The sequence below is a fragment of the Paenibacillus endoradicis genome, from assembly GCF_024721975.1.
This window is the reverse complement of sequence record NZ_JANQBB010000005.1, coordinates 285,048-297,352: the sequence shown is the minus strand read 5'-3', so window position 1 is coordinate 297,352 and position 12,305 is coordinate 285,048. Positions and strand designations below refer to the sequence as shown.

The following is a 12,305-nucleotide window of genomic DNA, read 5'->3' as shown; positions in this document are numbered from 1 at the left end:
ATGGTCATACGACGGTAGACCCTGTCGTAGACTTTGACATAGTGTAGTATACGCATAGTAGCTCATTTGTGTGACTATTGTTGTTCAATTAATTTCCAAGTATAACTAGTAATTTGTCCCGCTTCATCAGTTACTTGAAAAGTAAAGTTTTTGCCTTCATTATCCCATTCAATAAATTCAAATAAACCTTGTTGTGGTAGATCCCATTGCTTCATTATTTGATTTGAACTTGTCTCATACACCGATATTGTATGCTCTTCAAACTTTAAATAGACCTTTTCATCATTACTTAAATATTGTTGCACATTTACTTCTTCAGCTTCCCCAGATTGAGCTTGAATTGTAGTAGCAAGTTCATTCAATACTCCTAATTTATCTACTTTTTCCGTTAAGGATCCTGTTAATGTAGGGACAAAAGCAGTAGATAAAGTATCCTTTGGTCTTTCTGTAGAAGAATCTTTTTTAATGCTAGGTAATGTAGGAGCTACAGCGGTGCTTTCTACACCTTGATTCTTATCTGAAACATCATCACTTTGAGCATAGTTATGGGTTGAGCCCGATTCAAGAGCATATTGTTCCACAGAATCTGATGCTCTCAACCTAGGTGATAAGGCATCTTCACTTTCTGCGTCCTCTTGACTTGCAATAAAGAGATCTGTAGTTGGTTCGCTCGCAGTACTATTTTCAACATTAAGTTTCATCGCCAGATCAGTTGCCGACGAGTTATTGGTAGCCGGTATGCCATTCAAATTAACCATAAGTACAACAATCGCTGCAGCTGTAGCTATACTACCAACAGAAGTGAACCATCTAGTACGTCTTTGCTTAGCTACGATTAATGAATTACGTTTCTCTTTATCAATTCTTTCAAGTTCTGGCAATATAGCATCAACAATGCTGATGGAAGGGGTTACACGAGGCAATTGCTCTAAACTTCCTGATAATAACGTTAATTTTTCGAACAAAACTGTACATTGGGCACAGTCGCTTAAATGAGTCATTAATGTTTCTAATTCTAACTCACTCAAATCGTAATCTAAATTTCGTTGCATCAATTCACCAACCTCTGTGCAATTCATCCTCTTACACCACCTTTCTGATAATCTTGAAGTAAATGTTGCAGCTGTTGCCGTGCTCGGAATAAATAAGATTTTACAGTGTTCAAAGGTAGATCAAGTGATACAGCAATCTCATTGTATGAGAAATCTTGCAAATACCTTAAAATCACTACTGTGCGATGATGCTCAGGTAATTGATCAATTGCATGTTTAATTTCTTCTATTGCAAAACCTGCCATTACATCATGCTCAACACAACTCTTATCCTGAAATACAATTTCATGTTCATCGATAGAAATTGTAGGCTTAGTTTTGCGGAACTTATCAATACAAATATTTGTAACAATGCGTTGAACCCATGTTTTGAACTGAGCTTTTTCTTCGTATGTTTCAATTTTGGTATATATGCGAATTAACGCTTCTTGTGAAGCATCAAGAGCATCTTGCTCATTGTTCAATATATAATATGCGGTTCTATACACATGGTTTTCTATCTCTCGCAAAAGAGTGACTAATGCTTCTCGATCTCCGGATTGAGCAGCTTTAATCAGTGAAGGCTCTACCACGCGAAAGCTCCCCCTCTCATGCAACCTTATTGACGGAATAATATAAAAGAAGGTTGCAACTATTTTCAATTTTATTTTTTGAATTTATAATTTTCAGTTCATTTTCAGTTTGATCTCAGAAACTTTCATTAAAAGCATATCAAATTATATCACGTACGTACACTTCTTATTTCCAGTTCATAAAATAGATATCGTCATTTGTAACTCGAAGCTTCACTTCTCCGAGTTGATCAGTGCGCCAAATGATAGAATTATATTGTTCTAATCGAGATAAGACTAATGGATGTGGATGACCATATACATTATAGCGACCTACCGATATTATTGAGGTTCTTGGCTCAAAATAGGAAAGCCATGAGTAGCTCGTCGAATAACGACTTCCATGATGTGCAACTTTCATCACTGCTATATTGTTAATCTCTTCATTATTACTATACAAGTAATTAACAATATTTTCTTCTGCACGTTCACCAATATCGCCAGTGTACAAAAAGGTCTGGTCGAATAGATGCATGGTAAAAACTAGACTTTGCTCATTTTGCTCAGAAATCATTTGAATTTCTGTCGTAGCTTCTACTAAAGGCCATAAAATTTCAAATGTAGTTGCTTTATCAAGTTCAATCTTTTCTCCCATAATTGGACTTCGTAATGTAATTTTTTTATCGATAATAAGCTTAAATAAATCCTTAATATCCTCCGATTCTTTGTAACTGCCATTCCACCATATTTCTTCAACAGGTATCGTCCTTAACACTTCAATTAAACCACCGATATGATCTGAATCTAGATGGGAAATAACAAGTACATCTAGTCGATGCACGCCCCGCTTCATTAAGAGGGGGACTAAAACATCTTTACCTACTTCAAATGGATCTTGTCTTAACTTCCATTGATCTTTCTGTTTTCCAAATTGTACCGTTCCTCCACCATCAATTAATATATGTTTTCCTGACGGTGTTCGAATATAACTTGCATCTCCTTGTTATATGCAAGTTTTTTTTGAGATATTTAATTTTTCTTAGTAATCATATAGAGTATACAAAAATTTCTCATCTTAATTTTGAAACGATGAGAAAAATGTCTATCTTAAAATCCAGATAAATTCCAAGTCGAGATTATATTAAATGAACATACTTGAAAGAATCTATCGTTTTACACAAAAATCTAGTAGTAGATTCGTAGAGTGAAGTTGTAGGTTGGCTTGGTGCTATTCTATATAGTTACAGATACGGAGTAATTGGCATCTTTTTGTACTAATAGGATTTTAAAATACTTGCTACTGCGAGTTGATTTATGTAAATATAAATATAAAATATTCCCTGAAGGTCATGAGGGTAGGAGGATTTTTAAGTGAACGATCTTAAGGTATCTATTCCAACTTCACAGAGATGGACAGCATGTTTTTATTGTGAAGGTCATCTTCCAGCTGGAAGTAAAGAGCATATTTTCAATTCCAATTGGACTGGTAAACATAAGACGGGTTCTTTGATCTGCGACGATTGTAATGCTGCATTTGGTTTAGAAGTTGATAAAGCATTTCTCCCCTATACGATATTCCCAATGAATGTTTGGTCTTTAAGAGGCGAACGACACAAAGAACCACCTACTATTAATACTGATGACAATTTAGTTCTTCGACCGGGAGCCAAACCAGAAGAAACACCTTCATTTAGTTCATATGTTGAGGATGGCAAACTCTACTTCAGCGGTACAGCTCCAAATAAAGCTTCTTTAAGACGATTGTTGAATGAGCAACTTCCTAAAAAGTTAGATAGAAACCTAAGAGAAGATGAGATCAATCAATTAAATTATGATATACGCCAAGTAAAAATTCATACAAAACCAGCAGGCTCGGTCAAACTACAAGCATCTATTGACCCTCTATTAGAAACACGTTCTACAATTCATACAATCTTGAAGTGCATGGCCCTTTATGACACTAACTTTAAAAAGTCTGTCTCCGAAGTAGTGCTAAACTTTAGTCGATATGGAATTGGAGATTGGAACTTTTTTGCTGTACTCACTCATAATATCGTCATTGATGTTTGCGCAGCCTATTCTAAACAAACCCTTGATTATAATGCGGTAGAAGTGCACTATTTACCTAAATCAAAGCAAATTATAGCCAGGCTTGTGATTCTTGGTCAAATAAATCGTTGGATAATTTTATCGAATGAATATGAAGGTCCCTATCAGTTATTGTTTGTAGCTGAGCCCTCACTAGGTGGAAAATTAGAAACGTTGTTATGGACACTCTCGGACACATTGCCACCGTCAGTTCAAGTAGATCGTGCTATGGTATTTGATGATTTTGCAAAGGATTTAGTGAAGCTATCTCAAAATATGCTTGGACTAAATGCACAGATAGCACAATTATTACGAGGTATGAAGCAGATTTTCAAGGGACACAGTCATTTAAAAAAAGAACTTCTTGAAGAATATAAGGACGAACTACATTCTTTTATTACAAATATCATAAAAACCCACTCCCAAATAACAGGATATCTCATTTCCAAGTCTGAACAAGATATACTAATCGATCTGATGAACAATGCTATAATTGAACTAGAAGACTCAATCGGACTAGCTATTTCCAGTTTAGAAATAGTTAAACATATAGCACTGCCTGCTCAATTAATAATTGATCAGTTAATTCAATTTGATGAGCAAGCAAAAGTGATGCGGAAATCCCTTTGATGCCTCGGCTATAACATGTTCTTTGTCAAGATTCTCGGTTAATTACTATAATCCTTCTTATTTGTATTACTAGATTTCACTTCGAAAAGGAATGTATGTTTATTAATATCTGTCCTTTTCGAATTACTGGAATTATGATAGAAATGTTACTCTGAGTTAAATGATAAAATGAACAATTATAAGAGGGAGTGAACAAAACATGAACGAACAAAGTAATCGAGATATTTATTTCGCAAAAAATCTGGAAAAAGTAGGAGCCTTTAATCATTTTATTATTTCTTTGCTTATTTACGACAGGGTTTGTTTAGATTATTTCACTTTTATCACTCAAGTACTTCCGAACACCCCAAAAAAATATCATCAACTATTATTAGACCTACCTGAGTTAGAATTAATAGCTTATTACGTTGATGAATCATTCATATTTTCTGAAATGAAACCATACTTCAGATATGATCGTTTTGATTATACCAATCTAGAGTTTGATATTTTTGCCAAAAAATTGATATCTAAGATACATATATATACACGGGTAACCGACGAAAAATTAATTCTTAAACTAATTAGTAATCAGGTAACTAGTGGTTTCATAGATTTACACGATGCAATTAGAGTCTTAAATTGTAATTTTTTTAATGCCTCTGCACCCCAACTTCAAACTCTTGAAAAGATAGATCATTTACAAGTGTATTTTGATAAAGGGCAAAGCACAAAAATATTTGAGATCAATAGATTACCAGATCTCAAAGAACATTATCAAAATGGAGATTTTAATATCGAAAAATTTTTACAATTACGTGATAAGAGTGGATTAAGTGTATTAAGAGAATTAATATTTAAAGAGAAGAACTTTGAAAACACAGATGAGTTAATCAGGGAATATAATGATATGTTATTAAAAACAGGAGTCCATAAAAGTATATTTGAAAAGCCTTTATGGGCAATTAGTAATGCTTTATCAATACTAGGATTGTTATCTCAAGATATAGTTACGTCAATGGTTGTTACATCAGCTTCTCTAGTTACAGGGAACTTTAAAACAATCATACATGATCAGCCAGATAAATTAAGGAACTTTATTAAAAATGATTTGCGGCCAATTGTAGAAAATATCGAAAAATAAGAAGAACAAAGTCACAAATCTTATAAGTTACTTTTCATAGCATAAACGTGGTTAAATTAATTAAACACCGGCAGTCTAGGATTTATTTTTCAGTAATAGTTTGCCGGTGTTTATGTATTCAACAAGATTTATATCTTTTCCCTTTAAACCTTACTATAATTAGTATAATTCTTTTGCGATCAGAATGTGTAGTACTTACTGCTGTCACAAAGTAGTACCAAGGCATTTAAATAACCTCATTTTTTTCTCCAACTACGCTTACACTTAATCATTCCAGAATTTAGTAATTATGGGATGATTCCAAATTATACTCAAATCAGAAATTGATTAAATCCTTTATCACAGAACCATGGACTTTTTGACATTCCTTCATAAAATGCTGTTTGCCATGAATTTGCTTGAAACTTTGATCTGCTTCTCGCCTGTTTACTCAATTCTTCACTTAGTTCTGACTTACTTAAATCGTTCCAATATTCTATTTGCCCCATTATCTCGTCAACGGCGTGTACTCTATAAAGAAAATTGAGTTCAAAAGTTTCAAAGTGAAATTGAACTCTTTTAGCTTTTATTTCATCCCATGTTTCTGGAGGTTTGATGTAAAAATCGATTACCGGTGGAGTAGATTTGATAACTCTTGAAAATAAAAATCGATCATTCCCAATTTCATCATAGTATGGATGTAGAGTCGACTCTTCAACCGATTCAGGTACCCGATCCAATTTCTTTTTATTACATTGATCACACGAAGGTATTAGATTAAAAGGTGTAACTACTAAGGAAGGATAAAATGCTTTAGGTAGATAATGATCTAATGACGATACTTTTCTTTGACCACAGGCAGGACAGGTCCAATTAATAGACAAACTCATAATCTCATCATAGATACCTCGACCTGCTGAAGCTTTATCCACCATACGTTCAGTATATATAGTTTCCATTTCTTTAATAGTGACATCATGATTGTTACAAAGATCATCTGAAAATAAATGAAGTTCTTGATTTTCTGCCATAACTTCATATTTAACTGCTGCATCTTCTATGTATGGTAAAACATCATTAAACTTCTTTTTTAGACTCCGCTTCCTTACTCTACTTATGCATTTATTAAAAACATCAGTTGTAGTATAGCTCGGTTTTTTCACCCTCCTCATTTCTTCCTTTTCTCCCCCGTCATCAATGCCCTTAGTATCGCGCGAGCTTGCATCCCTAGTTCATTATTAAAGTACTCCAACGCTTCTTCGTAACTATCTGTCTTTTCAGCTACATCGTATAGTAATTTATGAAATCCAGAGTTAGTAAGTTCAAATGAAAATACTTCTTTAGTTAAAATATTTATATTCTCTCCAAAAGTTTCGACTTCTGGTTTATCAAAACTCAAATTATTACCACTTCGATGATAAATCCAAACACACTTTTTAGGTATTTCTTGCAATACCACTGGTGAATGAGTTGCAATTATACCAAGCCCATTACGTTTAATTAGTAGTCTAGACAGGACTCGCGTCAACGTTGATAATAGAGGTGGATGTAAGTGAGATTCAGGTTCATCTAGTAGCACTAAGGTTGATTCTTCTAATTCTTCTATTAACTTTGATATTGTCAGGAGTACAATACTATGTCCTGAACTTAACTTTTTGGCAAATAACATAGCCCGTTCTTTAAAGTCCTCTTCAAGTAGGATTAATTCATCTAACAATAAATCTCTCATTTCAAACCTGGCTCTACCATAAGTATTAGTTTCTAATTCTGTAGTCTTAAGTAACTCGATAACTCCTGAGGCAGAAAAAACCGGATCCGTATTTAGCATCTCAATCGCTTGCAAAAGACGAGCTCTCTTTGATGGTAATTTTCTACACGTCCATAAACTTAATGTAAGTTCTTTTCGAAGCCTTTGAGTGCTTTTTGTTATTACCCTTTCATTATTTACTTCTTCAATTGAATTTTTTTTAGAAACTGAAGAGTTTTTCTTCAATCCAATATATGAATACCTAATGTTTTTTTTATTACCACGTTGATTTTTTAAGTATTTTGATTCATCAAATGCACTAAAAGAAACATAAATAATATTATTGAATAACTTTTCATCAGAAATGTTGTTATAAAATCTACTTTTCCTTGGATTATTTTCATTCGGTTCTATTAGCGATTCAACCATTTGATTAAGTAAGTGGGTCTTACCAACTCCATTACGACCAATGATGGCATATAGATTAGTTGGTGGATTAGAATCCGGGTCAGTTAGAAATGATAATTCGTAATTAATATTATCATCGGCTGGTTTCGGTACAACATATTTAAAATCATAATTAGATAATGAAGATTCCCCTTTTGCCAGAGAATGAAATTTTTCTCTAATCATTCTTTGCTTCACATCTCTTAGGACAGCTACTGATGTAACATTAAGCTCCTTCACCCGTTCAAACGATACTAGATCCAATGCTATGTCATTGATCCTTTTCAAGAGTTCATCTCTAATTTCATCACCAAGGCGATTTAGATTCTCATAATAATAGAAATCTTGCCCTAAAGAGAAAAATTTATCTTCAAGATATTCAAATTCAGTTGGTATACTAACCCTATCTTGATCTTCTTTCATCCCCACTTCCCCAAACTTCACAGAGCCTATATAAGTAACTTCATCTCTCAGATCTTTATAATACAATTGATACAAAACCCTGTATTGCCACCAATCATTCCAGTTATCGGTTACTAGATACATATAACCATTAGGCTCTTTATTAACATCTGCATCAACAGGAAGCACTTTAAATAGCAACACTTTCACTCCTTATTATTCATAATTGATATTTTCATTTCAGTAATTAATCACAATATAACCACAATAATAAGTGTGTATTTCCAAAAGAATTTAATCTAATTCTCATAGAGGTTTTCCATAATAAAATGATCTTCGCGAAAAGCAACTTCAATTAGATATTTAGGTGGACCAATCATATTCTATTTGAGTTTGCTTTCGACCAAGATTTCACTATTTTGTATCCATGTCTTTAAAAAATCTAGAAAATTTAACATTTTCAACAATACCATTCCAATTTTCTCGTTTTTTAGAACATGTTAAATACAATTTACTTTCGGATCTCGTGATTGCTACGTATAGCCCTCTTCGTTCTTCCTGTTCTTCTTTTGCTGCACCAGTATTTCTCCCAGGAATAAAATGATCTTCTAACGCAACTATAAAGACTGCTTTGTATTCAAGGCCTTTCGCAGTGTGAAACGTTGAAACTCCTACCTTATTTGAAAGCTGATCAATATGGTTTGAATCATCCTGTAAATCTATCTCTGCTAACAAATTTGAAATACTAGATGCATTCGACTTTGCAATACGTTCTCTTATCAAATCTAAATGTCGCTTTTCTTCGTGTCTATTTCCTTCATCCATTTTAATTAGATCCGATCCTAATCGAAGAACTTCGAACAAGTCATCAAAGATCTTTACAAACGATATTGATTTCTGAACAGATAAACAGTATACTGCCACTTCCTTAATAATCTTTTCAATATAATCTTCTGTATCTATTACGGAAAGATTCTCTAAAGTAACGCTTTCTAAGGAGTTCTTGTATGCCTCATATAGCTCGAAATCTGTACCTAAATCAAAACGCTCGGATACATCAGATAAAAATGAAGACATAATAACTTCATTATTGTGATCTGATAAAAGCTTCATGGCAGTTACAATGTAATCTTTTAATAACGTTTTCTTATTACTAAAATTCTTTCCAAAATGTTGAAAAGGAATCTCGTTTTGAATCAACAATTCATCAAAAACCTTAAGAGAAGGATGTCGTTTCCTATACAGAATGATCATTTGACGATAATCAAGTCCCTCTGTATTAAGCTCTTTAATTTTTTCTGTGACCCATTCAGCTTCTTCGATCCAAGTATCAAATTGCTTAGCTTCAATGTGGTCACCTGGTTCATTTGATCGTCCAACTAATTCTTTCTCAGTTCTTTCATTATTGTTGCGAATCAAACGATTAGCTAATTTCAACACTATTTCTGGTGAGCGATAATTTTCTTCTAAAATAATCGTATCCGCTTCAAGTATTCGAATATAATCTCCAATTACGGTTGACATCGCTCCTCTCCAACCGTATATTGATTGATCGTCATCTGCAACAGCCATTACATGACTCGCATTAGCTCCAATCAAACGAATTAACTCAAGCTGCATTTGATTTGTATCCTGCATTTCATCAACTAATACATAAGGAAAAGCATTTTGATAAAGTTCAAGTACTTTCGGTTTATTCTTGAACAGCGTCACCGTTTGAAGTATCGCATCATCGTAGTCTATTAGATTGTTTTCATAAAGTCGCTTTTGATATTCAGTAGCAGCCTCATGAAATCCAATTACACCATTTCGTGTCTTATCAAAATAATCACTAAAATCAACAGAAGCGTTCTTCATAGCACTAATTCTATTCTTAAAATCATTTGGAAGCATCCTTATTCCCGAATCATTAACTACTTGACGTATTAAATACGACTGTTGAGATAGAGATATAAAAGTGAAATTACGATTAAGATTAATTTTATCACCGTAAGCTTTAAGTACCCACATGCAGAAATTATGGAAGGTACCTATCCTAACTTGCCTATGAATTACCTTAAAATCTTGAACTCTAGATTTCATTTCATTTGCTGCTTTATTAGTAAATGTTATAGCTAATACATTTTTAGATTCAGGAATTCTACCTGATTCAAACAAATAAGCAATTCTTCTAGTAATTACACGTGTCTTACCTGTTCCTGGACCTGCAAAAACCATTGAGTTTCGTTCGAAAAACTCAACCGCAGTACGTTGCTTAAGATTTAAGTCTTCTAAACATTTCATTACCTATTCCTCCATCCCTGAAGGATTTAACTGATATCCAGCAAGTTTAATTGCTTTTTCAAGTGTTTTTTCCTTAAATTCTTGAGAAAAACACTCTTGAAAATACTCACCGATCAATCTCCCAGTCGTTCTACCTTTCACTTTTCGGAAAGCGTCAGCCAAAGCTTTTCTCACTTTTTGTTCAGCTTCAGGAACACTTTCAATAATCGGTATGCACATACTCAACTCCGCATCAGTCTTACGTAATTCCTTCAATATTTCTCCTTTTTCACTATCAATTTTATTGATTGCTCCTTTTAAATCAGAAAACAGATCACTGATTCTTTCTTTTGGAAGAATTGCTTGTAAGAAATTAATTAATTTATTAATAGGAGTATTCAAGCAAACATAGCCTTCGATATCTCCCATGTCCACCGATCTTGGCAACTCGTAAACATTATCAGAAACAGACTTCAGCTCTTCCAATTCCTCATCATGTTTCTTATCCTTAGAATCATAATCAATTACTGCTATACTGGGAATTTCAAAGTTCTTTAAAAGATTTATTAATGCCTTAATGTTATTTTTCCCTCCTGCATTGATAACCGATACTCCACTTCGATCCAAGTCATATTCAGGGCTTTGACTTGCGTATACCAATCCCAAAGCTGGAAACAAGCCCTGTTCTGTTGGACCTTCAACAAGAAGAACAACTTTAGCAAAGAAAGCATCAGCTTTACCAACATCTAAATGTTTCTCATACGAGGCTATATGTTCTTCCGGAAAGCTTGCTGGTAATTGTATACATGAAGAACTACCATTAGATTTACTTCTAACCAAACAGATTTGTCTAGGATTGATCCATTCAAGAAGGGATGGAGAATGTGTTGCTACCCACACCTGTCTCATTTTTGATAACTCCATAATCTCTCGATACATAGATCTCTGTGAGTGAGGATACAAATGGGATTCAGGCTCATCAATCGCGAAGATTCCTTCACGCAATTTACCTGTACCAGCGAATGCTCTAAACACGCTTACTGTCAAAACACTTTGAAGCCCTAATCCTAGTTGTTCAACATTTAGATAATTATTGTCATTCCTATGCTTAAGTTGTAATTGAATATTTTTTTTGATATCTAATGAAGAAGTTGCAGCTACCGAAAGGCGCAATGCTTCACTATTACTTGGTAAGTCAATAATCTGCTTTGTTACTTTTGTAACACCTTCAATAAATTCACTAATTTCTGCATTCTCTCTTAAAGAGACTCCTGCTTCATCGAGCTTTTCCATAATAACTTTTTCTTCCGATGAAAGATCAATTTGTTGCAAGATTCGACCAAATAAACTTCCCTTATTTGATTTTATTGCACGATAATCCCTCAATGCATCTTGATAATAGAAAGATATTAATCGTTTTTCGGCAAATGACACATTTCGATCTGAATGCCTTTCATATACCAATGATGGCTCAGCTTCATTAGTGTTTTTATTAAAAGTACTTGTAAAGATGAATGGTAATACCCATTCATCTTTACCATCTATTTCTTCCATGTCAACCATTCCAACAAATTGGGAAAGCAAATCTTCATTCAGTTTTGAAAAGGTGACCTTTATCTCAATTGGTTTATCAATATCATGAAAATCAGTTTCTTGAAAATCCAATGTTCTGATAGACTTTTCAGGGTTAAAAATTTGGTGAAGAATTGTCAGGATGCTCGTTTTTCCCGCATTATTCTCGCCAACTAAAACTATAATATCCATCCCATTTACAATTTTAGGTTCAATTTTTACATTCTCATCAAAATTTCTAAAATTATTAATTATTAATTGTTTAATCCTCACATCCATACACCTCAATATTCTTATAGTATTTGCTTATATATTTCGTACAATAAGAAAACTCAACCTACACCTATCTGTATATTCAAAGTTATGTACTGCTAAGAAGAACTTATTGAATCCTTTTGTCGTATTCCGAAATTTTCTTCCAAATTGTGTAGAGATAATTGTAGCAAGTATGT

At 33.5% G+C, this 12,305-nt stretch carries 8 protein-coding genes and 1 pseudogene; 2 read left to right on the top strand and 7 right to left on the bottom strand.

Annotation, left to right across the window (positions count from 1 at the left end; all coding sequences use genetic code 11):
• Positions 1-74: 74 nt before the first annotated feature.
• The 3 genes and pseudogenes from NV377_RS17795 to NV377_RS17785 all read right to left on the bottom strand — a co-directional run.
• Positions 75-1,079 carry an anti-sigma factor family protein gene (locus NV377_RS17795; RefSeq protein WP_258202139.1) on the bottom strand — a complete coding sequence of 335 codons (1,005 nt, stop codon included), beginning with the start codon at positions 1,077-1,079 and terminating at the stop codon, positions 75-77.
• Entirely contained in the window at positions 1,076-1,624 is a 549-nt protein-coding gene (locus NV377_RS17790) for an RNA polymerase sigma factor (protein ID WP_258202138.1), read from the bottom strand. Before NV377_RS17790 ends, NV377_RS17795 begins: the two co-directional genes overlap by 4 nt.
• A gap of 166 nt (positions 1,625-1,790) precedes the next feature.
• Positions 1,791-2,594: pseudogene (locus NV377_RS17785) on the bottom strand (ComEC/Rec2 family competence protein); the annotation flags it as partial.
• A gap of 380 nt (positions 2,595-2,974) precedes the next feature.
• Between NV377_RS17785 and NV377_RS17780 the strand changes: the two are divergent.
• A complete protein-coding gene (locus NV377_RS17780; protein ID WP_258202137.1) occupies positions 2,975-4,321 on the top strand; it encodes an HNH endonuclease in 1,347 nt (448 codons plus the stop codon).
• Between the two features lie 199 nt (positions 4,322-4,520).
• Complete coding sequence (locus NV377_RS17775; RefSeq protein WP_258202136.1) at positions 4,521-5,444, top strand: hypothetical protein; 924 nt, start codon at positions 4,521-4,523, stop codon at positions 5,442-5,444.
• 311 nt (positions 5,445-5,755) lie between these two features.
• Here the strand turns inward: NV377_RS17775 and NV377_RS17770 are convergent, their stop codons facing one another.
• The 4 genes from NV377_RS17770 to NV377_RS17755 all read right to left on the bottom strand — a co-directional run bounded on the left by NV377_RS17770 (position 5,756) and on the right by NV377_RS17755 (position 12,126).
• Positions 5,756-6,586, bottom strand: a complete 831-nt coding sequence (locus tag NV377_RS17770; protein ID WP_258202135.1) for an HNH endonuclease — start codon at positions 6,584-6,586, stop codon at positions 5,756-5,758.
• Between the two features lie 5 nt (positions 6,587-6,591).
• Positions 6,592-8,220, bottom strand: a complete 1,629-nt coding sequence (locus tag NV377_RS17765; RefSeq protein ID WP_258202134.1) for an AAA family ATPase — start codon at positions 8,218-8,220, stop codon at positions 6,592-6,594.
• Positions 8,221-8,433: 213 nt separating this feature from the next.
• A complete protein-coding gene (locus NV377_RS17760; RefSeq protein WP_258202133.1) occupies positions 8,434-10,302 on the bottom strand; it encodes an ATP-dependent helicase in 1,869 nt (622 codons plus the stop codon).
• A gap of 3 nt (positions 10,303-10,305) precedes the next feature.
• Positions 10,306-12,126 carry an ATP-dependent nuclease gene (locus NV377_RS17755; RefSeq protein ID WP_258202132.1) on the bottom strand — a complete coding sequence of 607 codons (1,821 nt, stop codon included), beginning with the start codon at positions 12,124-12,126 and terminating at the stop codon, positions 10,306-10,308.
• Between the last annotated feature and the right edge of the window lie 179 nt (positions 12,127-12,305).